27 protein-coding genes and 1 pseudogene are annotated in these 22,040 nt (G+C 66.5%); 16 read left to right on the top strand and 12 right to left on the bottom strand.

Going from position 1 to position 22,040, the window contains the following annotated elements:
• The first annotated feature begins 135 nt into the window (after positions 1-135).
• Complete coding sequence (locus ADBZ6K_RS05940) at positions 136-453, top strand: hypothetical protein (RefSeq protein WP_526344955.1); 318 nt, start codon at positions 136-138, stop codon at positions 451-453.
• 1,103 nt (positions 454-1,556) lie between these two features.
• Here the strand turns inward: ADBZ6K_RS05940 and ADBZ6K_RS05935 are convergent.
• Positions 1,557-2,090 (bottom strand): transposase, encoded by a 534-nt coding sequence (locus tag ADBZ6K_RS05935; RefSeq protein ID WP_526344954.1) that lies wholly within the window; start codon positions 2,088-2,090, stop codon positions 1,557-1,559.
• A 1-nt stretch (position 2,091) separates the two neighbouring features.
• Positions 2,092-2,340, bottom strand: coding sequence for a type II toxin-antitoxin system TacA family antitoxin (locus tag ADBZ6K_RS05930; RefSeq protein ID WP_526344953.1), 249 nt, complete (start codon positions 2,338-2,340; stop codon positions 2,092-2,094).
• Positions 2,341-2,437: 97 nt separating this feature from the next.
• On the opposite strand from ADBZ6K_RS05930, the gene ADBZ6K_RS05925 reads away from it, so the two are divergent.
• Genes ADBZ6K_RS05925 through ADBZ6K_RS05905 form a run of 5 tightly spaced genes read left to right on the top strand, consistent with a single transcriptional unit; the run spans position 2,438 to position 8,409 of the window.
• A complete protein-coding gene (locus ADBZ6K_RS05925) occupies positions 2,438-3,232 on the top strand; it encodes an ABC transporter ATP-binding protein (RefSeq protein ID WP_526344952.1) in 795 nt (264 codons plus the stop codon).
• Positions 3,229-4,020, top strand: a complete 792-nt coding sequence (locus ADBZ6K_RS05920) for an ABC transporter ATP-binding protein (RefSeq protein ID WP_526344951.1) — start codon at positions 3,229-3,231, stop codon at positions 4,018-4,020. The genes ADBZ6K_RS05925 and ADBZ6K_RS05920 overlap by 4 nt, the downstream gene beginning before the upstream one ends.
• 32 nt (positions 4,021-4,052) lie before the next feature.
• On the top strand, positions 4,053-5,531 hold the full coding sequence (locus tag ADBZ6K_RS05915; protein WP_526344950.1) for an ABC transporter substrate-binding protein: 1,479 nt from the start codon (positions 4,053-4,055) through the stop codon (positions 5,529-5,531).
• Positions 5,528-7,303, top strand: a complete 1,776-nt coding sequence (locus ADBZ6K_RS05910; protein WP_526344949.1) for an ABC transporter permease subunit — start codon at positions 5,528-5,530, stop codon at positions 7,301-7,303. The genes ADBZ6K_RS05915 and ADBZ6K_RS05910 overlap by 4 nt, the downstream gene beginning before the upstream one ends.
• Complete coding sequence (locus tag ADBZ6K_RS05905) at positions 7,300-8,409, top strand: MFS transporter (protein ID WP_526344948.1); 1,110 nt, start codon at positions 7,300-7,302, stop codon at positions 8,407-8,409. The genes ADBZ6K_RS05910 and ADBZ6K_RS05905 overlap by 4 nt, the downstream gene beginning before the upstream one ends.
• A gap of 392 nt (positions 8,410-8,801) precedes the next feature.
• Here the strand turns inward: ADBZ6K_RS05905 and ADBZ6K_RS05900 are convergent, their stop codons facing one another.
• Together ADBZ6K_RS05900 and ADBZ6K_RS05895 are read right to left on the bottom strand one after the other, a co-directional pair.
• The gene (locus ADBZ6K_RS05900) at positions 8,802-9,197 is read right to left on the bottom strand and encodes a hypothetical protein (protein ID WP_526344947.1); all 396 of its coding nucleotides are present in this window, start codon (positions 9,195-9,197) and stop codon (positions 8,802-8,804) included.
• Between the two features lie 150 nt (positions 9,198-9,347).
• Positions 9,348-9,785 (bottom strand): VOC family protein, encoded by a 438-nt coding sequence (locus ADBZ6K_RS05895; RefSeq protein ID WP_526344946.1) that lies wholly within the window; start codon positions 9,783-9,785, stop codon positions 9,348-9,350.
• A gap of 118 nt (positions 9,786-9,903) precedes the next feature.
• Between ADBZ6K_RS05895 and ADBZ6K_RS05890 the strand changes: the two genes are divergently transcribed.
• On the top strand, positions 9,904-10,398 hold the full coding sequence (locus ADBZ6K_RS05890) for a GNAT family N-acetyltransferase (protein WP_526344945.1): 495 nt from the start codon (positions 9,904-9,906) through the stop codon (positions 10,396-10,398).
• A 34-nt stretch (positions 10,399-10,432) separates the two neighbouring features.
• On the opposite strand, the gene ADBZ6K_RS05885 is transcribed toward ADBZ6K_RS05890, so the two are convergent.
• From ADBZ6K_RS05885 to ADBZ6K_RS05875, 3 genes are all read right to left on the bottom strand, one after another.
• Positions 10,433-10,813, bottom strand: a complete 381-nt coding sequence (locus ADBZ6K_RS05885) for a type II toxin-antitoxin system VapC family toxin (protein ID WP_526344944.1) — start codon at positions 10,811-10,813, stop codon at positions 10,433-10,435.
• A 455-nt stretch (positions 10,814-11,268) separates the two neighbouring features.
• On the bottom strand, positions 11,269-11,688 hold the full coding sequence (locus ADBZ6K_RS05880; protein WP_526344943.1) for a type II toxin-antitoxin system VapC family toxin: 420 nt from the start codon (positions 11,686-11,688) through the stop codon (positions 11,269-11,271).
• Positions 11,685-11,918 carry a type II toxin-antitoxin system Phd/YefM family antitoxin gene (locus tag ADBZ6K_RS05875; RefSeq protein ID WP_526344942.1) on the bottom strand — a complete coding sequence of 78 codons (234 nt, stop codon included), beginning with the start codon at positions 11,916-11,918 and terminating at the stop codon, positions 11,685-11,687. The genes ADBZ6K_RS05880 and ADBZ6K_RS05875 overlap by 4 nt, the downstream gene beginning before the upstream one ends.
• A gap of 204 nt (positions 11,919-12,122) precedes the next feature.
• Between ADBZ6K_RS05875 and ADBZ6K_RS05870 the strand changes: the two genes are divergently transcribed.
• Together ADBZ6K_RS05870 and ADBZ6K_RS05865 are read left to right on the top strand one after the other, a co-directional pair.
• On the top strand, positions 12,123-12,359 hold the full coding sequence (locus tag ADBZ6K_RS05870) for a type II toxin-antitoxin system Phd/YefM family antitoxin (RefSeq protein WP_526344941.1): 237 nt from the start codon (positions 12,123-12,125) through the stop codon (positions 12,357-12,359).
• Between the two features lie 20 nt (positions 12,360-12,379).
• Positions 12,380-12,778, top strand: coding sequence for a type II toxin-antitoxin system VapC family toxin (locus ADBZ6K_RS05865; protein WP_526344940.1), 399 nt, complete (start codon positions 12,380-12,382; stop codon positions 12,776-12,778).
• Positions 12,779-13,071: 293 nt separating this feature from the next.
• Here the strand turns inward: ADBZ6K_RS05865 and ADBZ6K_RS05860 are convergent, their stop codons facing one another.
• From ADBZ6K_RS05860 to ADBZ6K_RS05845, 4 genes and pseudogenes are all read right to left on the bottom strand, one after another.
• Positions 13,072-13,740: an arsenate reductase ArsC gene (locus ADBZ6K_RS05860; RefSeq protein ID WP_526344939.1), complete on the bottom strand. Its 669-nt coding sequence runs from the start codon at positions 13,738-13,740 to the stop codon at positions 13,072-13,074.
• Between the two features lie 40 nt (positions 13,741-13,780).
• Positions 13,781-14,854: pseudogene (arsB, locus tag ADBZ6K_RS05855) on the bottom strand (ACR3 family arsenite efflux transporter); the annotation flags it as partial.
• A complete protein-coding gene (locus ADBZ6K_RS05850; RefSeq protein ID WP_526344938.1) occupies positions 14,851-15,228 on the bottom strand; it encodes an ArsR/SmtB family transcription factor in 378 nt (125 codons plus the stop codon). The pseudogene arsB and the gene ADBZ6K_RS05850, both read right to left, overlap by 4 nt.
• A gap of 109 nt (positions 15,229-15,337) precedes the next feature.
• Positions 15,338-15,826, bottom strand: coding sequence for an ArsI/CadI family heavy metal resistance metalloenzyme (locus ADBZ6K_RS05845; RefSeq protein ID WP_526344937.1), 489 nt, complete (start codon positions 15,824-15,826; stop codon positions 15,338-15,340).
• 102 nt (positions 15,827-15,928) lie between these two features.
• Here ADBZ6K_RS05845 and ADBZ6K_RS05840 point away from each other — a divergent pair, with 102 nt between their 5' ends.
• The 3 genes from ADBZ6K_RS05840 (at position 15,929) to ADBZ6K_RS05830 (ending at position 16,922) form a co-directional block, all read left to right on the top strand.
• Positions 15,929-16,288: an Rv2640c family ArsR-like transcriptional regulator gene (locus tag ADBZ6K_RS05840; RefSeq protein WP_526344936.1), complete on the top strand. Its 360-nt coding sequence runs from the start codon at positions 15,929-15,931 to the stop codon at positions 16,286-16,288.
• A gap of 99 nt (positions 16,289-16,387) precedes the next feature.
• Complete coding sequence (locus ADBZ6K_RS05835) at positions 16,388-16,621, top strand: hypothetical protein (RefSeq protein ID WP_526344935.1); 234 nt, start codon at positions 16,388-16,390, stop codon at positions 16,619-16,621.
• Positions 16,611-16,922, top strand: coding sequence for a type II toxin-antitoxin system PemK/MazF family toxin (locus tag ADBZ6K_RS05830; protein ID WP_526344934.1), 312 nt, complete (start codon positions 16,611-16,613; stop codon positions 16,920-16,922). The genes ADBZ6K_RS05835 and ADBZ6K_RS05830 overlap by 11 nt, the downstream gene beginning before the upstream one ends.
• 198 nt (positions 16,923-17,120) lie before the next feature.
• On the opposite strand, the gene ADBZ6K_RS05825 is transcribed toward ADBZ6K_RS05830, so the two are convergent.
• Entirely contained in the window at positions 17,121-17,930 is an 810-nt protein-coding gene (locus ADBZ6K_RS05825) for an LLM class F420-dependent oxidoreductase (RefSeq protein ID WP_526344933.1), read from the bottom strand.
• Between the two features lie 342 nt (positions 17,931-18,272).
• Between ADBZ6K_RS05825 and ADBZ6K_RS05820 the strand changes: the two genes are divergently transcribed.
• From ADBZ6K_RS05820 to ADBZ6K_RS05805, 4 genes are all read left to right on the top strand, one after another.
• The gene (locus ADBZ6K_RS05820) at positions 18,273-18,422 is read left to right on the top strand and encodes a hypothetical protein (RefSeq protein WP_526344932.1); all 150 of its coding nucleotides are present in this window, start codon (positions 18,273-18,275) and stop codon (positions 18,420-18,422) included.
• 243 nt (positions 18,423-18,665) lie between these two features.
• Complete coding sequence (locus ADBZ6K_RS05815; RefSeq protein ID WP_526344931.1) at positions 18,666-18,839, top strand: hypothetical protein; 174 nt, start codon at positions 18,666-18,668, stop codon at positions 18,837-18,839.
• Positions 18,839-20,368 carry a solute symporter family protein gene (locus tag ADBZ6K_RS05810; RefSeq protein ID WP_526344930.1) on the top strand — a complete coding sequence of 510 codons (1,530 nt, stop codon included), beginning with the start codon at positions 18,839-18,841 and terminating at the stop codon, positions 20,366-20,368. Before ADBZ6K_RS05815 ends, ADBZ6K_RS05810 begins: the two co-directional genes overlap by 1 nt.
• Positions 20,369-20,410: 42 nt before the next feature.
• Positions 20,411-22,012 carry a thiamine pyrophosphate-binding protein gene (locus ADBZ6K_RS05805; RefSeq protein ID WP_526344929.1) on the top strand — a complete coding sequence of 534 codons (1,602 nt, stop codon included), beginning with the start codon at positions 20,411-20,413 and terminating at the stop codon, positions 22,010-22,012.
• Positions 22,013-22,040 lie beyond the last annotated feature (28 nt).

Here is a 22,040-nt window from a genome sequence, read left to right as displayed (position 1 = left end):
AGCCGGGAGCGCCGGCTACCCTGCTGGCTCGCACCGCATCGCCACCGCCCCGAACCCAGAGCTATGCTGGCCGAATTCGCCGAACCCGTGGGGCGATGATATGCCGAGCACGGCGCCAATCTGTAGGCTCTGGGAATGGCCCAGTCGCGCAAGATCAGCCGGCGTGCGTCGACAACCGACTGGATCGCCCCGTGGCTGCAGGCGTGCGAAATCGCCTGCACGGCGCCGCTGGTGATCGGCTATCGGACCACGCGCATGCTCACCGGCGGATGGCCGCCCAGCGCGAGGGACCGTCGGGAGTACACACTCATGTGGCAGGAGAAGGTCGAAGCCTTCACGCAGGCGGCGATAGCCGCCGCGACCGCAACGCCAGGACCGGTCGCAGTCGGGCGGGCCCTGAACCCGGTGCGCCGTCGGGTCCGCGGCAACGCCAGGCGGCTGTCGCGCGGGTGAGCCGGTTTCGCCGCGTCGCCGGTCACCGACCACGGTGACCTGCCCCCGACCGGCACCGAGGATACGTGCACCGCGCGGCACCATCGCATCGACGAAACGCGTGTCTCGCCGTCGAGACCGTCTCCCGCGCGTGAGGAGGTGATGTGAAAGGACGCCCGCGGCGAGGGTGTAGCGGCCCCGGGCTCGTGCCTCACAGTCTACGAATTCCCAGGTAACAGGCCTCCGGTGGCACGTAGCATGCCGCCATGGCAGGTCGCTTGCCCGACGACTTGGTGACCGAGGCCAAGTCGACACTCGACAACGTCGGTCGCATCAAGCTGCCTCCGTACGCGTGGTCGCCCGTCTGGCAACGACTGGTCGGCGTCGACGCAGCCGTCCGCGCCGGTGATCCCGCCGCACTGCGCGCCGCGCTTGACGACCTACACCGGATGGGAGTCGATGCCAGACGGAATCCCGCGGATTCATGGTCGTCTGGCGCACCAACGAATCCATCGGCACCACAGCCACCACCGCAGGCCTTCGGCTCGCCAGCCCAGCCGTCGCCTCCGGGTTGGTTCTCACCGGCCGGCGTCCGCGCCGCCCCGTGTCGGGCGGGTTGGGGATCAACGCTGTGTATTCGGCCGGTATATCCGCTGCCACGACGGCCGCAGTCACGTAACCGGCAACCGCAGCGCCCTACGAGAACCCGCCGAGCACGATACCGGTGCGCGGACAGTTGGCCGCGGTGTCCGCACACGAGAGCCCGCGTCCCTGATGCTGTCGACCACTGTCCAGGGCGAACCCTACGGGGTCGCTGATGTCGCTGCTGGCCGCGTAGGTGATCGGGTAGACCGCGATAGTTTCGCCGCCGACCTGCTCGGCAGACGGCCTTGATGTTCAGCTCGACCGCGGTGGCCAGGACGTGTTTGACCATCTCAGTCGCCAGGCCAAGTCCAGCCACACGCGTGTCGGTCGCCAGTCGGCCAACCAATAGCGCTGGAATCTGCTGCGGCGCGCTCTTTCCCAACGATGTTGGACTAATCCGAAATTGATGGTGAGGAGGCTTGGGAGTGGGCACGTCGATATGGCCGTGTGGTGAGGGCGGGTTGATTGGGTGTTGACAGTCAGGCTGCTGGGGTGAGGGTGACGGTGTAGCCGAGGGCCTCGAGCTGGCGGATGTGGTTGCGTTTGGTGGCCTCTGGGTTGGTGTGTTTGGTGAAGTGATCGGTACCGAGGTCGGTGAAACGGATGTCCTCGTCGGCGAGTCGATGCCAGATGGTGACCAGGATGGAGCGTGCGACGGCGACGATCGCGCGTTTGGTGCCGCGACGTTTGGCAATGCGCCGGTACCGTTCGCCGAGGAAGGTGTGGGTTCTGGCGGCGCCGGCGGCCGCCTCGCCCAGGACCCGGGCCAGGTAGCGGTTGCCGTGTCCGGTGGAGCCGTTGCCCTTGGTCTTGCCGGCCGAGGATTTGGTGGCGGGGGTGAACTTCGCCCACGAACACAGACGTCCCGCGGTGGGGAACTGGGACATGTCGGTGCCGATCTCGGCGATGATCACCGCGGCGGCGACCGGCCCGATGCCGGGGATGTCATCCAGGCGCGCCGCCGCGGTCGCGAAAGGGGCCAGGTGGGCCTCTTTGGCTAGTCGGAAAAGCACCTCAGTCGAGCCAGCTGAACTTCGCCGGCCGTTGCAGCGCCTTCGCTAGCCGTTCACTCACCCGCGCGGTGCGGTTGAGAGCTTCGGTAAAGGCGGACGCGGCGTCGAGGGAAAGGCGGATGGCTTGCCTTTCGGCCAGCACGTCATCGGCGGCACGGTCGGCGCCCTGCAGCACCAATGCAGTCACACTGAGGTGCGCCTCGCCCGCCGCCTCCTCCAATCGCCGCTTGGCAGCAGCGTCGACCCGCAACTGAAGGCCGTCCCACCACTGCTTCCCTGTGGCGTCGCGACATCGCTCTCCGGCCGCTGGCCAAACCCAAGATAAAAATGATTATCATTATCTTCTTGTGGGGCCTAGGGCGACGGATGAGCGGCAATTCGGCGGCGGCGACAGCGTCGTCGCCGTCGACGACCTGCGGGTGACCGCCGGTCGAAATCCACTGGTTGATTCGGTTTCCTTCGAGATCGGCGCGGGTCAGCGCGTGGGCCTGCTGGGGCGGTCCGGCTCGGGAAAGTCGACCATCGCCGCGGCGATCGTCGGCCGGACCGCGCCGGCTCTGACGGTGACCGGCACGGTGAAGGTCGCCGGTCACGAGGTGACGCACCTGCCGCCGCCCCAACGGCCCGCGGTGGCGCGGCCGGCGATGGTGTTCCAGTACTCGGCGACGGCGCTGAACCCGTTGGTGAGGGTACGCGCGCAATTGCGACGGGCCGGAACCGTGCCCGCCGAGGACGCGTTGCGCGACGTCGGGTTCGCCGAACCCGACCGAATCCTGGCGTCGTTTCCGATGGAGTTGTCCGGCGGTCAGCGTCAGCGGGTGTGTATCGCCCTGGCGCTGGCGTGCGGCGGCCCGGTGCTGATCGCCGACGAGCCGACGTCGGCGCTCGACGTGGTCAGTGCGGCAACGGTGCTCACCGCGCTCGATCGCATGAAGGACCGGGCGCTGCTGTTGATCACCCACGACGTCGCCGTCGCGGCATCCCGATGTGACCGGCTCATCGTGGTGGACGACGGCGTTATCGTCGAAGACGGTCCGACGACGCGGGTGCTGGAATCCCCGTCGGCATCCTGCACCCGTGCGCTCGTCGAACGCGCCCGCGCGGCGGACCCGATGCAGGCATTGGCGGCGGTGAGCCAGTGAGCCCGTCCGCACTCGCCGCCTGCGCCGTCAGCCGCCGCTTCGGTCACGGAGCACGCGCCCATGCGGCGGTGGTCGGCGTCGACCTCACGTTGGCGCCGGGCAGCCGGACCGCGCTGGTCGGTGAATCCGGTTCCGGCAAGTCCACTCTGGTGCGGATGATGCTGGCCGTCGACCGTCCGACGTCGGGCACCGTCCATCTCGACGGGGTGCCGGCGCACCCGGGACCGGCCCGCACGCTGCGCTGGTTTCGCCAACGCGTCCAATACATTCCGCAGGATCCCGCGACCTCGCTGGATCCGCACCGGCGCACGATCGACCTGGTGGCCCAGCCGCTGAAGCTGCTCGGCGTGGCCGGTGACCACCGCGCGCTGGCCGAGCAGGCACTCGTTGCAGTCGGGCTGGGCGGCAGATACCTCGACCGTCGCCCCACCCAGCTCTCCGGCGGGCAGAATCAGCGGGTTGCCATCGCCCGCGCGGTCGCCTGCTCGCCGGACTACCTGTTGGCCGACGAACCGGTGAGCGGCCTCGACCTGGAGATCCGCGACCAGATACTCGACATCCTGCGGAGTCTCAACGACACGGAATCCACTGCGCTCCTGGTGGTTACACACGACCTCGCAGTGGCTGCCCGGCTGTGCGTCAACATCGTCGTGATGCACTCGGGGCGACTGGTCGAACGCGGTCCGGTGCGCGATGTCCTCACCCAGCCCGAGCATCCACACACCCGGGCGCTGCTCGAATCACTGCCCCGCCTGCCGGGCGCGACCGATCGATCACTGGCCAGCTGACGACCCTAAACACACCGACGAACGGGAGGCCCATGTCCGCCGTATCCCACCCATTGCGCTGCTGCGCGACAGTCATCGCCGCGCTGCTGGTCGGGGGCTGCTTCGCACCGTCGTCGAACGGAGGTGACGAACGCGCCCGCGTCGCCATGCTGCAGCCACCACGGTCGGCGCTGTCGCCGTTCAGCGACGACGCGTTCAAACTGTCGCGATGGTCCACGGCGGAAACCCTGATCACTCTCGACGACAACGGTGACGCCCAACCGGGGTTGGCCACGCAATGGGCGCAGATCGACGGTCACACTTGGCGATTCACCCTGCGTGACGGTGTCCGATTCCACGACGGCACCGAACTCACCCCGGATGCGGTGGTCACCGCGCTGACTGCGGCGACCCGGGCCACCCCGAAGCCACGCATCCTCGACGGCGTCGAGCTCAGCGTCGCCGCAGACGGCGAAAACGCCGTCCGGGTAACCACCGGGGATGTCGATCCGCTGGTCCCGCAACGGTTGTCGAGTCCGCAGCTGGCGATCCTGGCCAGTAGCGCGTATGCGGGTCCGGTGAATCCGGTCCGGGCCGGCACCGGTCCGTTCATCCTCACCGCGGTGAACGGGACATCGGGCGCGACCCTGGACCGCAACGAGGACTACTGGGGTGAGAAGGCTGCGCTCGCGGGAGTCGATGTCGACTTCGTGCCGGACGGCACCGCCCGGGCCGCCGCACTACGGAACAGCACTGCCGATATCGTTGAGGCCGTTCCGGTCTCGCAGGCCGGATTGGTGGATGGGGAACTGATCCACGAGGTTCCAATGCCCCGCACCAACACGCTCTACCTCAACAACCGGACCGGAGTGTTCACCGATCCGGCGATGCGCGCGGCGGCGCGTGCGGCCGTGGACCGTCAACGCCTTGTCGATCAGGTCTACGAGGGCCGCGCGGATGTGGCCGCGGGACTGTTGGGACCCGCGATCCCCTGGGCGTCGGAACGCACGGCACCAAACCACGTACCGGCCGGCCGCCCTACCGGACAGACGATCACGCTCGGCACCTTCACCGACCGCGCCGAGCTCCCGGAAGTCGCCGTGCTCCTCCAGGAGGCACTCGAGGCGCAGGGGTTCACCGTCAACCAGGTGGTGCGTGAGTACCAGTTCATCGAAACCGACGCCCTGGCGGGCCGATTCGACGCATTCATCCTCTCCCGCGCCACCGTCCTCGACTCGGGTGATCCGGTCGCCTACCTGTACTCCGATTTCGCCTGCCAGGGCTCGTTCAATATCTCGCAGTTCTGCGATGCCGAGGTTGACCGGGCGTTGCAGGCCGCCTCCGAGGCCGCCGCCGGACCGGAACGTCGCGCGGCGATCCTGCACGCGGAGAAGCTCATCCTCGAAAAAGACGCGGCCGTGCCGATGCTGCACGAACGGGTAATCCAGGGCGAGAGCCGACGGATCGCCCACGTCGCCCGGGATCCGCGCGAACGATTGCTGATCGCCACCGACACCACCGTGCAGGAATGATTTTCGTCCCACGCGGCCTGCTGGTCCTGGCGTCGCGGGTCGTCGCGGTTTGCGGTGTCGTCGTCATCGTCGGCCTGCTGCCGTGGTTGTCGGGCCGTGATCCCGCGCGCAGCATCCTGCGGGCGCGTTCGGCCGAACAGGAGGCGACGCCCGAGGCACTCAACGCCATCCGCCGGGAGCTGGGCCTCGACGCCGGGCCGGCGCGGATGTTCGCCGACTGGCTCGCTGGCCTGTTGCGCGGTGACGCCGGCACCTCCTGGAACACCGGTAAACCGGTCCTCGGCGGTGCCCTGCCCGCCCTCGGGGTATCGCTGACCCTGATGGCGTGCGCCATGGTGGTGGCGACGATCGTCGCCGCCATCGTGGTGGCCGCGTCACTGCGGTCGGGTCTACGGGGTACCCCGCGCCGGACCAGCGGGGCCATCGCAGCCGCCCTGACCTCGCTGCCCGAATTCCTGCTGGCGTCGGCGCTGGTGGTGGTCGGCTCGGTGTGGTTGCCGTTCCCGTCCTACGGCTGGAGCGGACCCAGCCATGCCGTGCTACCGGCTCTCGCGCTCGGTATCCCGGCCGGCGGACTGCTGGGACGGCTGGCCGCGGACGCGGTCGCGGTGACGTTCACCGAGGGCTGGGTGACGATGTGGACGGTCGCCGGCTTCAGCAAGCCACGAATCGCGTGCGCCGTGCTGCGCCGAGTACTGCCTGGCCTCACCTCGCAAATCGGCCTCATCATGGTGGCCATCACCGGCGGAGCGGTCGCGGTGGAGCAGGTGTTCGCCATACCCGGCCTCGGTCGGACCACGCTGGGCGACGCCCGCTCCCAAGACCTGCCGGCGCTGCAGATCGACATCCTGCTGCTGCTGGCGGTCAGCGCGCTGGCCGGCGTGCTCGCCGAACTCGCCCGTCGGGTTCTGCTCGGCTCCGCCCTGCGCGGCCAGGCCATGCCCACCCCCACCGGGGTGTTCGCCCGATCCAGGTGGACGTGGGTCACTCCCACTGTCGCCGGGGTGGTGCTGGTCGTCATCGTCCTCGCGGGCATCGGCCGCGACCCGTTCAGCACCAGCCGGGACCGGTTCGCCGCGCCTTCATCAGCGTTTCCGTTCGGCACCGACAGCGCCGGCCGTGATCTGCTGGCGCGGGTGTCCAGCGGCGCCGTACAGACGATCGGCGTGTCGCTCGTGGTCATCGCCGGTTGTTTCCTGGTCGGGCTGCTGTTGGGGCTGATCCCCCGGCTCTCCCGGGGCTTCGTCGAAGTCGCCAACGCCGCCCCACCGGTGGTGGCGGGCATCCTGATCGCCGCCATCTGGGGACAGAGCCTGGCGGGCGCGGCGGTGGCCGTCCTGCTGGTGTCCTGGGCGCCGCTCGCCGCGCACACCGCCGCGCTCGTCGAGGAGGCCCGCGCCCGGCCGTACGTCGCGATCCTGCCCGTACTGGGCGCCGGACGCGCCCGCATCCTGTTCACGGCGATCGTTCCCGCGGTGATCCCCGCCGTGCTGCGGCATGCGATGTTGCGGCTGCCCGGCGTCGCGCTCGCCCTGGCCGCGCTCGGATTCCTCGGCCTCGGGCCGCAACCGCCGGCACCCGACTGGGGCCTGATCCTCTCCGACGGCATCGGATCGGTGGAACGCGCGCCGTGGGTGGTGCTCGCCCCGCTGTCGTCCCTGGTCGCCCTGGCTGTGCTGGCGGTCGGACTAGCGAGCGCCACCTCGGAGTACACCCGGGCCAGACCGCGCACGCAACGACGTACGGATACGCCGGCCACGGTTGACGCGTGAGCCGTACGTGGCTCGCGGCCCGGCGCTGGACGTTGGTGACCGATCTGCGGCACGCCCCGCCCGTCGTACGTCTTCTAGTGCTCACCCAGTTGGTGTTCAACATCGGCTTCTACGCGGTGGTGCCGTACCTTTCGGTGTACCTCACCGCGGAACTCGGCATCGGCACCGCGATGGTGGGCCTGGTCCTCGGGATACGCACCTTCTCCCAACAGGGTCTGTTCGTCGTCGGCGGCATCCTCACCGACAAACTCGGCGCCAAGCCGGTGATCATCGCCGGCTGCGCCGTCAGGATCGCCGGCTTCCTGCTGCTCGCCCGGGCGGACGCGCTCGGCGCCGTGCTGATCGCCAGCACGCTGATCGGATTCGCGGCCGCGCTGTTCTCGCCGGCGGTCGAGGCCGCTCTCGCCACGCAGTCCGGCCGCCTCGAACGGGACGGCGGCCCGCGGCGGGTCGAGGTCTTCGCCTTGTTCTCCGTGTGCGGACAGATCGGATCGTTCACCGGACCACTCGTCGGCTCCGCGCTGCTGCTCGTCGACTTCCGGGCCGCCTGCGTCGTCGCCGCAGTCGTTTTCGTGGCCGTGGCCGCAGCCCACGTGCGTTGGTATCCCGCCGAACCCGGCGAGCACCACGCGGAACCCTGGACCGCAGGTTGGAAAGAGGTGGCCGGCAACCGATTGTTCGTGGTGTTCGCGATCGCCGCCAGTGGCAACCTCATCGCCTACAACCAGCTCTATCTGCTGCTCCCGCTGGAGGTCCAACGGGTCACCGGCTCGCAGGCCGCGCTAGGCTGGTTCTTCGCCGGCTCGTCCGTGCTGATCGTGATCGCGCAGCTTCCGATCACCCGGCTTACCGGTCACCGTCCCGCCCGGCTGGTCCTGCCGGCCGGATACCTGTTGATAGCATCCGCCTTCGTCGGTGTTGCTGTGGCAATACCGTTGGCCTGGAACGGTTTTCGAGCCTTGATCCCGGCAATCGCTTTTGTCGTGCTGCTGGCGATCGGTGAGATGATCACCGTTCCGCTCACCCGGGACGTGGTGGCGAGCCTGGCACCGTCTGGATCAGCGCATCGTTATTTCCGCTGGCCAGCGCCATCGGTGTCGCGATGACCATGTCACGGGCAGAACGCAACCACGCACCCGGCGACTGACCAACCGCTGCGCTGTCCCATCCAGCCGCCGCCACGTCGGCGGCAATGGCGGCGGTCGACTCCAGCGTCAACGGGTTCCGGCAAAGTCTGTGGATCAGGCTGGAGTGACGCCTGTTCGAGGCTTTCCGAAGTAGTCGAGGGCGGCGCGGATGAGCGCGTCCCTGGAAGGGCCGTGCTGAACGGCGAAGCGGGCCGGGTCCGTCTCGGCCATGTCGCAGGGGTAGTCGCTGCCGCAGACGACGCGGTGCGGCCCCGCGAGTTCACAGAGGAGGCCGAGTTGATGGGGATCGTGGGTCACGGTACAGCAGGTCGATCGCGATCGCCCCGGGACTCTGGGGTGTTTGCCGTTCTCTACAACAATCCCGGTGGTATCTGTGCTGGTAGCTGGATAGGTGGGATGTCGGCGGGCAACGGAGCCACGGGGACATTCGCGGGCAGCGGGACGGGCGGGATCGCGGCCGGAAGTTCGATGGTGGGGACTTTGCTCGGGAGTTCTACGGTCGGGACGTCGGCAGGGTAGGGGAAGGGCGGCAGCCCGACGGCGATCGGCAGGGTCGGTAGAGGCAGCGCGGAGAATTCGGACGGGAACGGGATGGTGGGCGGCGGCTGATCTGAAGGGGCAGCAGAGGCCAGCCCGCGCCCGACGTTCAACGCCACTGCGCACAGTAAGAGCGCGATGACCGCGGCTCGCAGCGCGGCAGGACGGGCGTGTCGTAAACGCCCGGGCAGCGCGAAGGTCAGCGCCATGTGTCCAGAATAGACCTCGTGAGAGGGCGGTCGGTGGCGCGGTACAAAGGCCGAAATCGACGCCCAGCAGCACCAAGCGGCGACCGCATCCTGGACGGAACCTGCGGCTCAAGGAGGTTAGCAATACATCGAATTGGGCTGATTCGGACGTCAAGTCTTCATGAGCTCCTCGGCGAGCATCACGATGATGCCACTGGGACCGCGGACGTACGTGAGCTTGTAGACGTCCCTATAGGTCGCCACGCCGCGAAGCGGACGGCACCCGTGCCGCGCGGCAATCTCAAGAGCTTGATCAATGTCGTCGACCGAGAAGGCAACGCGGTGCATACCAATTTCGTTGGGACGCGTGGGCTTCGACTCGATCGCCGGTGGGTGAATGTACTCGAACAACTCAAGGCGACCGTGACCGTCTGGCGTCTGGAGCATCGCGATGTTGGCGTGGTTGCCATCAAGGCCGACGGCAGTGTCGGTCCACTCACCGCTGACCGTGTCACGGCCAACGACCGTGAGACCGAGGTCAGTGAAAAAGGAGATCGTTGCTTCGAGGTTGCGGACGGCGATGCCGACGTTCTCAAGTTTGATGGCCATGCGTTGCACGCTACCGGGCCAGGCCCATTGGCTCCCGTGGCAAATCGCGAGGTGACCGAACCAATCCCGATGGGCAATCAGGAGCTACCGAGAGCCTGCCAGTTGCCGGGTGCACGCGATGACGGAGGATCGTCACCTCGATCATCGCACCGCAAGTTTGGTCGCTCCGTGGTCCCGTCAAATCGACATGGATGCAACAGTGAGCGTCTGCCACAATCTGCAGATGGCATCTCAGTCCACCGTGCGGCTACGCGCGGCGACCCCTGACGACGATGGCTTCGTCGTCGAGATGACACGCCACGCTTGCGTCATTGAAGACCGGCTCCTTCCCGACCCGGACGACGACGAAGTGCTGGAGATGCTGCGCACTGACGCGGCCGGCGCGCCGTTGCCGGAACTCTGCATCGGTGTCGCACCTGAGCGCCGTGGAACCGGCATCGGCGGCTTACTCCTCGACGCTCTGTTCGCCGATCTTGCAAGAGGCATCGACACGATGTGCACCAACGTCCACGTACGCAATCCCGCCAAGCGGCTTTACGAACGCAAGGGATTTCGCGTGGTCGGCCAGGGTAACGGCTCGCTCGGACTCGCGATGATCAAAGATCTCCGCTGAACACTCCCCGCATCCATTCACGGGGCTGCATGCTTCAACTCGAAGAACGCACGATGTCGGCGGGTGCCACGGTGTCGACGAATGCGCGGGCCGCAGTGGAGAGTTTCTCGTCCGAGGTGGCCAGAGCGTCTGCCTGCAGCTGGGTCAGTGCGATGTACTCGGCCTGGTAGGTGTCCGGCCAGTTCAGTTTCGCGGCTATCCGCCATGCACGGTCCTGCAATGATCGGTCGCCGAGGAGTCGGATCCGTAGCCCGCGGATATCGTCGAGAACCTTCCGACCGCTCCGCTCATCCATCTCGCCGCGGCGCACCGAGTCATAAACGAGCGCCAGCGTCTGCGAGCGCAGCAACGTGGGAGCCGCCAGGCTGTGCTCCGGTGGAATGGTAACTTCGCTCGTTGCGAGATCGATGGCCACCGGTGCATCGATGACAAATATGGTCATGTCAGCACCTTGGCACGGACCGTGGTTCCCGGCTATCCGCACACATATCCCGCTTGACAACGGCGCCGTTGTTGGCCTCGTGCAATGGCCCGCCATCTGGATTGAGGCGGTCGGGCGCTGTTGTGTCGCCGCATAATTGACGTTTTCGGATGGCGCTGGTGGCCATGTAGTCCCGGGTCACCCGTGGCAGGCCGCGAAAATGCGTTATCGCATTCGTTTCCGCGAATCGGGCGAGCTGGTCGGCGACGGGGTGTTCGCGCGTCTACGACGAAGACAGGCGCTGCCGCAGCCGCGTCCGCAACAAGAAGGCGTTCTAGACCCGACCACTGACTCTCCCCGATTCCTCTGTGTCGGTCGGACTCTCGTCACCACCCTTGACTGAGGAGGACTGCTTGGCGGCGCCGCTGGCGTCTGCGTCTGAAGCCCGGTCAGACGGCGAGGGTGGGCGTGAGTGCGGCGGTTAGGATCTTGGCGTCGTGGGTGGCGATGGTGAGGTTGCGCCGAGTGGCCTGGGCGACAATGACGCGGTCGAACGGGTCGCTGTGGCCCCACGGCAGTCTGCTGGCGAGGATGGCGTCGGGGGAGTCAATCGGGAGTTCGGTGGCCGTCATATCGGCGATGATGTCCGGCCACGCCGACAGCAGGGGTTCGCCGTCGAGCCGTCCGATCCGGGTCTTGATGGAGACCTCCCAGGCCGAGGCCGCCGACACCCACAGTGTGGTGCTTTTTCGTGCGAGGAGCTCGCGGGCGGCGGTGGACACCTTGTCGGGCGTGGAGACCAGCCAGAGGAGCACGTGGGTGTCGAGTAGGACCGCGCGGGCGGGTGTTGGGTGAGCGGGTGTGGTCATGACTTGTCTTCCCAGGCAGCAAGTTCCGAGTCGGGTAGGGGTGCGTCGAAATCGTCGGGCACGGTCAGCGTGGAGAGCTGGCCGAAGCGCCGAGGCGAGTCGATGTAGGGACTCAGAACGGCGACTGGTTCGCCGTGGCTGGTGATGATGACCGCGCCGGTGTGCGGGAGGTCGGCCAGGAGGGCGTTGAACTTGGCCTTGGCTTCGGTGCTGGTGATTCGCTGCTCCACACGAGCAGGTTACCCCTGATTCTTTTTGGCTGACTAGTCTGACTAGTCTTGTTGGTAGGCTGCCTAATTCGTTTCTACGCGTTCTCTGCGATGCGGACTGTCGAGTCGGTCGAGATGTGGCGCCTTCCCGAGACGCCGCAGCGCGGCGGGAGGTGGCACGGACACCTCTCGCGTCAGCGTCTCACCGGTGATACACTCGCGGGGGTGGAAAAGGTAACGGTGCGCGAACTCCGGAACAGCGGAGGAGAAGTTCTGCGCCGTGTCGAGCACGGTGAGCGCATCGTCATTACCCGGGACGGCACGCCGGTAGCAGAGCTGCGCCCCCTACCTCGTTCCAGCGCCAGCCCAGCGGAACTGATTCGTCGCCGCAAGAATCTTCCACGGGTGGACCCTGGTGCCCTCCGGCGCGACATCGACAAGGTGATCGACCCGTCGCTGTGACGGAAGCCCAGAACCGGGGGATGCTGGATACCTCCACAGTGATCCTCCTCGGCCAGATATCCGACCCGGCCGCGCTTCCCGATGAATCGGTGATTAGCGCGATAACTCTGGCCGAGCTGTCCGTGGGTCCGCACGTCGCTCGCGACGATGCCGAGCGCGCTGCCCGTCAACAACACCTCCAGCAGGCCGAGGCGGACTTTGACGTACTTCCGTTTGATGAAGACTGCGCACGAGCATTTGGCAGCGTCGCGGCGGCTCTGCGCACGTCCGGGCGCAAGCCGGCTGCACGAGCCTACGACGCACTCATCGCAGCCAGCGCTATTGCACATGCCGTGCCGCTATACACATGCAATCCAGCGGACTTTGTAGGAATCCCGCGACTGGAACTCCGATCGATCACCCACCCGGATCACCGATAGGGCGCCCACAGACATGGCCGACATCGCCAGCTCTATTGAGAAACTCCCGACGCTCGCGGGATTGGCGGAGACTGTCGCCGCGTGGGCGCCCCGCTATAGGAGCGAACCGGATGTTTCCGCTTCGCCGTAGTCCTGCCAATCGGGTGCAGGCGAGGAGTCTCTGCTGCTCGTTCGAGACGGCTGATCGGTGAGCTCGGCGGTGAGGGCCATGACCGACTTTCCGGCATTACTCACGCAGACGAACAACACAGACGTGTCAGCCATGATTGTCGTGTTCCCTTGGGATTTCGTGGCTATCGGGTGATGGGCACGTCCAGGTCGGCCAACAGTTGGCGGACCCGTTCGTCGATGTCATCACGGATTGGGCGGACTGCGTCGAGGCCTTGGCCAGCCGGGTCGGGCAGTTCCCAGTTCTCGTAACGCTTTCCGGGGAAGATCGGACAGGCATCCCCGCAACCCATGGTGATGACCGCGTCAGCAGCCTGGACGATTTCATCGGTCCAGGGTTTCGGGTATTCACCGGTGATATCGATCCCGACCTCGGCCATGGCCTCGATGGCGGCCGGGTTCACCTCGTTGCCGGGCTCGGAACCACCCGACCAGGCAAGGGCGTTGTCGCCGGCGTAGTGGGTGAAGTAGCCCAGCGCCATCTGGGAGCGGCCGGCGTTGTGCGTGCAGAGGAACAACACAGTGGGTTTGCCGTCGCTGATGTGGCCTTCGACCCGGGCTAGGGCGTGCAGCCGTTGGCGGGCGAACCGCTCGGCCAGCAGGGGCAAGAAGTTGGGGATGCTGGCGCGCCCGGCGAATTGGTCGTAGGACGTGTGCAGGAATCGTTCGATGGTTTCGGTGCCGAAGGTATCGGCGAACTCATTTTCCAGTCGGGTTGCGGCGGTTCGCAGGGCGAGTTTCTGGTCGATGGAAAGGTCGTTGCGGACTTGGTGGGTGACGGGGCTGTCAGTCATGGGCTTGGTCCGTTCTCGTCGTCGATCCGGTGGTGAGGACGTGTTGGGAGGTGTGGTGGCGGAACCGTTTGCGCAAGGCGAGGGATACGTAGACCAGGGCGACGAGCACGGGGACTTCGATCAGGGGTCCGACCACCCCGGCCAGTGCCTGTCCGGAGGTGGCGCCGTAGGTGGCGATCGCGACGGCGATGGCGAGTTCGAAGTTGTTGCCGGCGGCGGTGAACGCGAGGGTGGTGGTGCGTTCGTAGCCGAGGTCGAGCACGGTGCCGAGCAGGTAGCCGCCGCCCCACATGACGGCGAAATATGCCAGTAGCGGTAGTGCGATTTGGGCGACGTCTAACGGTCGGTTGGTGATCTGATCACCTTGCAGGGCAAAGAGAATCACGATGGTCAACAGCAGGCCGTAGAGTGCCCACGGCCCGATCGTGGGCAGGAATCGTGTTTCATACCAGTCGCGGCCCTTTGTTTTCTCGCCGATGCGGCGGGAGAGATAGCCGGCGGCGAGCGGGATGCCGAGGAAGATGAGTACGGATTTGGCGATCTGCCAGGGTGAGGTAGTGATGGTGGCCTGGGGCAGGTGTAGCCAGCCGGGCAGTATCGAGAGGTAGAACCAGCCCAACACGGCGAACATGAGGACCTGGAACATCGAGTTCAGTGCGACGAGCACGGCAGCGGCTTCGCGGTCGCCGCAGGCCAGGTCGTTCCAGATGATGACCATGGCGATGCAGCGGGCCAGCCCGACGATGATCAGACCGGTGCGGTATTCGGGCAGATCCGGCAGCAGCAGCCAGGCCAGGGTGAACATCAACGCCGGACCGAGCACCCAGTTCAGCAGCAGTGAGGCGATGATGAGCTTGCGGTCGCCGGTGACGGTGTCGAGGCGGTCGTAGCGGACTTTGGCCAGGACCGGATACATCATGATCAACAAGCCGAGGGCGATGGGCAGGGAAATCCCGTCGATCTGAACCTTTTCCAGCACGGTGTTCAGGCCTGGTAGCCATCCGCCCAGCAGTAGACCGACCACCATCGCTGCGCCGATCCAGACCGGCAGGAACCGGTCCAGGGTGGAGAGCTTGCCGACCACCGGGGGTGCGGTCGTCGTGGCGTCGGTCATGCCGATAGCCCCGCAGCAGTGGCGGCGGGGACGGCGCCGAGCAGCACGGCCAGGCTGGCCAGGGCGTCGGGCACGACCGCGTAATACACCCACGACGCCCGACGTTCGGATGTGAGGAGCCCGGCGTCGCGCAGCACTTTGAGGTGGTGGCTGATCGTGGGTTGGGAGACCTCGACCCCGACCGAAATGTCGCAGACACAGGCCTCGCCGCCGGCGTGGCTGGCGATCGCCGAAAACAACTGCAGGCGAACCGGATCGGCCAGGGCCTTCAGTTTGACCGCCATGTCGGTGGCCTCGCCCACCGAGAGCGGTTCACGCAGTAGCGCCCCGGGCGGGCAACATGCAGCGTCGACCGGATCCGATGGTTTCGACATACATCAATATTGATGCTCATCGAACCCGTCGTCAAGCCGGAGCCGCCACCAACGGCGAGGGTCCACCATCGCGTGATGGTGGACCCCTGGTGTCGCCGGCGGGATCGGGTCAGCAGCAGGACGTCGCCTTCGCTGCCTGGGGCGCAGCGGCTGCGGCGGCGGTGCCGCCGCAGCAGACACCACCCTCGCCGGCGTCGCCGTCGGCGAGGAGCTGTGGGCTGGTGCCGAACGTGTCGGAGTCGGCGAGCACGGTGTAGACCTCCCATTTCTCCCCGGCCGGGCCGGTCACCCAGACCTTGTCCTGGGTGGCGAAGCAACAGGTGGTGCCGATCTCTTCGTCGGTGACCAGGCCTTCGCTGGTCAGCCGGGCGACCTCCGCGTGCACCTTGTCGCTGGATTCGACCTCCACCCCGAGATGGTTGATGGTGCCGCCCTGGCCGGGGTTTTCCAGCAGCACCAGCTTCAGCGGGGGTTCGGCGACCGCGAAGTTGGCGTAGCCGGGCTTCACCTTCGCCGGGAGAACGCCAAACAGGCTGGTGTAGAACGTGATCGCTTCGTTGAGATCGTCGACGTTGAGCGCTAACTGAACACGGGACATGATCAAACCTCCACTAGGGATGAGACATATATCGAATTGACGCGTCACGGCCAGGATGCCCACCTTTTCGATATATGTCAAGAGCTGTGGCAGGATGGGGTCATGCCCAAGGCGCTGCCCGTGATCGACATGTCCGCCCCGGTGTGCTGCGCGCCGGTGGCGGCCGGGCCGCTTAGCGACGCCGACGCCCTGGAGGTCGCGATGCGGCTCAAGGCGCTGGCCGATCCCATGCGGGTGAGGATCATGTCGCTGCTGTTCAGTTCACGCCCGGGTGAGGAGACCAGCGGGGATCTGGCCGCGGTACTGGACCTGGCCGAGTCGACGGTCAGTCATCACCTGGGCCAGCTCCGCAAGGCCGGGCTCGTGATCTCCGACCGGCGCGGCATGAACGTCTTTCACCGGGTGAAACCCGAGGCCCTGCAAGCCCTGTGCGTGGTGCTCGACCCGAACTGCTGTCGATAGTGAACCAGGGAGGATGATTACCGGAGGTTGCCGCCGCTCTGCGAAATGTCACTCTTGCCGATCCGCCAACTGTCTTACAAAACGTCGTACACTGTTGCTATGGCTGACACGATTACCTTCCGGCCCGACGAAGACACATCGAAGGCGCTGGAGGTCTTGACCAAAGATGGCACGGCTGTGTCCGCAGCCGTTCGATCTGCTCTCATCGATGCGGCACGACGGAAGGCCAGCGCGGCGATTCGCGCCGAGGCGGAAAGCCTTGTTGAAGACGAGTCCGATCGCGCTGAGGCCATGCAGGTGCTGCGCGATATGGAGACGCTGCGTGCGTGGTGAGGTCTTTCAGTTGCATACCCAGCGGGGGAGCCGCGGTCACGAGCAGTCGGGTTCCCGCTACGCCGTCGTCGTCCAGTCAGACCAGCTGCCTCTGTCGACCTGGCTGGTTGCGCCAACGTCTACGTCGGCTCGTGCCGCCAGCTTTCGTCCCGAGGTTGAAATCGGAGGCGCGAACACCCGCGTGCTTGCCGAGCAGGCCGCGGCGGTGGACCCGGGCCGTCTCGGCAAGAGCATCGGGTTCCTCAGCTTCGAGGAGATGCGCCGCGTTGATGCGGCACTGCGCATCGTCCTCGATCTCTGAGAACGACACCGTCACCGCCGTCCAGTCTCAATATTGTTGTCACCCTTCAACCATCGGTGATGACGCGTGATGCATCGGATGAAAACGGCGTCGATTACGGGTAACTCGCCATATTCGATTCCGACATATTCCCAAGCCTTGGCGCGACAGTACATGCCAGTCACTACGCCTAGGGGAGGGCGCAGCTTTGGCCGAAGGTCACCCGTTGTCCCGCCATGCGATCACCTGCTTGAGAGACGTAAGGTCGTAGCCTTCGTCGGAGGTGAGTTCGGTCTGGAATAACGTGACGCCTATCCCGCGGAAGGCATCGGCGCTATCGGCGTCCTCCCAGAGCGTTGAGCGTTCGATGTCGGCGCCGTTGCGGCCGAACGTCGCTGCCAACTCGTCGACGCGATCGCTGGACCTGCGGAACGCGTCAAGGTCCTGGAACGCGTGCCAGATGTCGGCGTGCCTGGCAACGGCTGGCAGCGAGCGCTTAGGGCCCGTGCCACCGATGAGGATCGGTAGCTTGCGCACGGGCGGCGGAATCAGTGCGGCGAGCCGATTCTCGATGCGGATCAGGCTCTCATCGAACAGGTCGAAGCGGGAGCCGAAGGTGCCGAAGTCGTAACCGTAGGTGGTGTAGTCCTTTTCGAACCACCCCGCGCCGAGACCCAGGATGAGCCGACCGCCGCTGATGTGGTCGACGGTGCGCGCCATGTCAGCAAGCAGGTCCGCGTTGCGGTAGCCGACACCGGTGACGAGGAGCCCGATCTCGGCGTGTGAGGTGATCTCGCCCCACGACGCGAGCGCGGTCCAACCCTCAAAGTTGGCGACGTCGGGCTGCTCGTCTCTCAGGACGGGCTTGCCGTCGACGATGGCCTCCATCGCCGGGCGGTGGAAGTGGTCGTAGCCGAAGATTACGTCGACGCCGAGGTCGTCGGCAGCCAGGACGGCGTCGCGCCACGTGGCGTAGTCGGGCGTGCCGCCGGGCTGGATCTGCACGGCGACGCGGATGGGGCGGGTCATCAATGCTCCTGGTGTCGGGGGAAGGGGCGACTCTTGAGCCAAGTCACCCGGGTGCGGGGTTTATTCCGGATCGGCACGTCGGCAGAGCCCTCGTCCGTCCAACGAACGGCCTTGACTCCCATGCGCGGGCGCGACTATTCGATGTCCTCGTGCACACACACGGCGCAAGCCGACGCTGACGTAACCGCCAGCTAGATTGAGAACCTGCGCGAATCCGTAGACCGCCAAATCCAATACGGAGGCCGCCCGATGCGCTGAGCCCCGCCAGACAGACGGACGGGTAGCCGCTATTGGGGTTTGCCGCTGCGGGGCGAAACGGCGCTCACGCTCAGACCCGCGACCATGCTGCACCGACTGCCCCAGACCTCGGACTTCGACGAGCAGCGTCAGCTCGCCGAGCTCACCAGTCTGGTCACTTCCGAAGCCGGTGCCACCTACCTCGCGGAGGGCTACACCGGCTGGCCGGACGTCGCCGCTGGGGACCGCGGTTGACCTCAGCTTTTCCGCATGCCGAGATGAGCACTTTCGGCGCGTCCGCCCCACAGGCCATCGTGTGTGGGCCGCAGTACTCCTGGTACGCGGATGTGTCCCGACACATAACCCTCGACCCTCGCTCGGAGCCAGCCCATGATTCCTTCAGCCGTTGACCGGGGCGTGCAGCCGTCTCGAACTCTACCGCCCGACACGAGAATTCAAATTCGACGCAAACTGTGCAGCGGTGGGGGAGCCTTCGCGTTGCTTCTCGCGTTGACGGTGCTCATGCTGTTCACCCCGGTCTTCGACGGCCATATCGGCGGTGTCGGCATCGCCTATATCGCGGCGTTCTTCAACTTCCTCGTGGTTCTGGCGGTTGCCTTGGTGCACTGCGTGCGCAGCAACCGGCTCGACGATGACGGCGAGGGCGCCTGATGCATGCGCTGTCGATGATCATCGTGGGGGCAATCGTGGTGGCCACGTTGGGTCTGGCTGCGCTGGCCGCGCGGCGTAATTCCGACGCCGGAGACCACTACGTGGCCGGCCAACGCGTCAGCGGATTGCAGAATGGGCTGGCAATCGCCGGTGAGCAACTGTCGGCGGCCTCGCTGTTAGGCATCACCGGAGCGGTCGCTCTGACCGGGTTCAGTGGCTTCTATCTGGCAATCGGCATTCCGACGGCGTTTCTCCTGGTCCTGCTTATCGTGGCCGAACCGTTGCGCAACCTCGGTAAATTCACGCTCGCGGACGTCGTCTCGTTCCGGTTCGACGGTCGACTGCTGCGTGCGTCCGTGGCGGTCACCACCCTGGTGATCAGCGTGATCTACATGATGATCCAGTTCGTGGGAGCCGGGATTCTCGCCGAACTGCTTCTGGGCGTACCGTTTTCCGTCGCGGTGGTAGTCCTAGCGGTGCTGATGACGGTGTACATGTTGCTCGGGGGGATGGTGGCCGCGACCTACATTCAGATTTTCAAGAGTGTCCTGCTGCTCGTCGTCGTCTTCATCCTGCTCTTGTTCGTGATCTCCCGGACGGGATGGAATCCCGTGGGCCCGCTCGTGGAGGCGTCCACCAGGTTCGGTACCGAGGTGGTCAGCGCGCACCGCCTCGATTCCACCTCGGCGTGGAACAACCTGTCGCTGATCATCGGGCTGAGCCTCGGTGTGATGGGGCTGCCGCACGTGATGCTGCGCTTCCTGACGACAAAGAACGCCCGCGCGGCGCGGTCGTCGGCGCTGATCGCGATGACGATCTTCTCCGTGTTCTTCCTGCTGTTGCCGATCTTCGGCTACGCCGCCCTCAACGAGGTCGGCCGCGACACGATCGTGGCCGACAACAAGGGTGGCAACCTCGCGGTCGCCCGCCTCGCGGAGGCCGTCAGCGGCAACGTGCTGCTCTCGGTACTCGCGGGCGTCGTGATTGCCACCATCCTTGCGGTCCTCGCGGGGATCGCCATCGCCGCCTCGGGTGCTGCGGCACACGACTTGTACACCAACGTCATCAAACGCGGTGACGTGAGTCCGCGCCGGCAACTGATCGTCGGCCGGGTTGCCGGTGTGGTCATCTCGATTCTGGCGATCGTGCTCGCCCTGGGGGCGCAGAACCTCAACGTCGGATTCCTCGCGAACGTCGCCTTCTCCATCGCCGCAGCCACCCTGACGCCGGTTCTGGTACTCACGATCTACTGGCGCGGATTCAACAGGACCGGCGCCCAGGCCGCCATCACCGGTGGGCTGTTGTTGAGCATCGTGCTCGTAGCGATCGGTCCGAATGTGTTGGGCGACAACGCACTCTTCCCGCTCAGCATTCCGGCGATCGTGACCGTCCCCGTCGCGTTCGCACTCGCCTGGTTCGGCAGCCTGGCCGGGCGCAGAAATGCCGGTGCCCAAGGCCGTCCCTACAACGAGATCGCGCTGCATGCGTTCCCGCCGCGTCGCACCGTCGCGGCCTCCGATGCCCGATGAGTTCATAGCCGAAATCCCCTTCGAAAACAGGAGTTACACCTGATGGCCACTGTTCGTGACGCGGCGTTCGACGTCTTCCGGCGACTGGGGATGACGACGATCTTCTCCAATCCCGGGTCCACAGAGGTGTCTCTGCTCACCGACCTCCCCGACGACCTCGAATTCGTGCTGGGTCTGCACGAGGCTTCTGTGGTGGGAATCGCGACCGGGCACGCACTCGCCGCCGAGCGTCCCTCGCTCGTCATCCTGCACACCACGGCGGGCCTGGGCAATGCCGTCGGTGCATTGGCCACGGCTCGGGTCAACCGGGCGCCGCTGGTGGTCATCGTGGGCCAGCAGGATCGACGTCATCTGGCGCTTGAGCCGTTTCTGGCCGGCCACCTGCCCAGCTTGGCTGGTGACTACCCGGTGTGGGTGGATCAGCCGGTTCGGCCCCAGGACGTGCCCGGCTCGATCGCGCGGGCCTGGCATGAGGCCAGGATAGGTCGCGGCCCGGCGTTGATCATCGTCCCGATGGACGACTGGCTTGCCACCGCAGCCGGAGTCGAGGTCGCGGCACCGGTCCGGATGCTCGTCGACCGGCTACCGCGGAAAGAATCGGTGACCGAGGTCGCCGGATTGATCGGCGACAGCAGCAATCCGGCGCTCGTCGTCGGGGCAGGGCTGGACAGCGCCGCCGGCTGGCGGGGGGCCACCGCACTGGCCGAGCGGATCGGCTGCGCGGTCTATCAGGAGTCCTTCGGTGCCCGCGCGGGCTTCCCGCAGGATCACCCGCAGTTCGCCGGGCATCTGCCGGCAGGTCGTTCCCGGCTGAGGGCGGTACTCCTGCCCCACGACCTCGTCGTTACGATCGGTGCGCCGGTGTTTCGTCAGTACCCGTTCGAGGACGGTCCCCTCGTCCCCGACGGCACCTCGGTGGTCGTGGTCACCGACGACAGCGATGAAGCCGCCCGCAGCCCAGCCGATCTCGCGATCCTGGCCGATCCGGCCGAGTTCGCCGCGATGCTCGCCGCCGAGGTGCCTGCCGGCCCCGAAGCAGCGGTTCAGGCCCGCCAGGTGCAACGGCCCGCGCCTGCCCAGGACGGCTCGCCGCTACGTGCCGCGCATGTCCTTGTCGCGCTCAGCGACCGCTTGCCACGCAACACCATCGTCGTCGAGGAGGCCCCCTCGAGCCGACCCGACCTGCACGAGTTGCTTCCCGCCCGCGAACCGCTCGGCTTCGTCAGCGCCGCCATGGGCGGGCTCGGGTTCGCGATGCCGGCGGCCATCGGGTTGAAGATGGCCGCCCCGGAGCGTCCGGTGGTCGCCGTGCTCGGCGATGGTTCGTCGCTCTACTCCATCCAATCGCTGTGGAGTGCCGCGCGGTACGACATCGGTGCCCTGTTCGTGGTCCTCGCCAACGGCCGCTACGCGATCATGGACCGGCTGGCGGAGAAGGAAGGCACCGGGCCGGCGCCCTGGCCGGCCTTCGAGGAGGTCTCGATCAGTGGCCTTGCCACCAGCCTGGGTTGTCCCGTCAGCCGCGCGGCCGGGATCGCTGAACTCACCGAGATCCTCGACGAGGTGATCCCGACACTGTCCACCCGCAAGAGCCCACTGGTCCTCGAAGTCGCCGTCCTGACCGACCGAGATTTCCAGCCCTGACATCCAACGACCCCCGAGCAGAAAGAAA

This window comes from Mycobacterium sp. (assembly GCF_044223235.1).
Lineage (GTDB): Bacteria > Actinomycetota > Actinomycetes > Mycobacteriales > Mycobacteriaceae > Mycobacterium.
The sequence above is the reverse complement of the archived record's forward strand: the minus strand, read 5'-3'. Positions and strand labels throughout refer to the sequence as shown.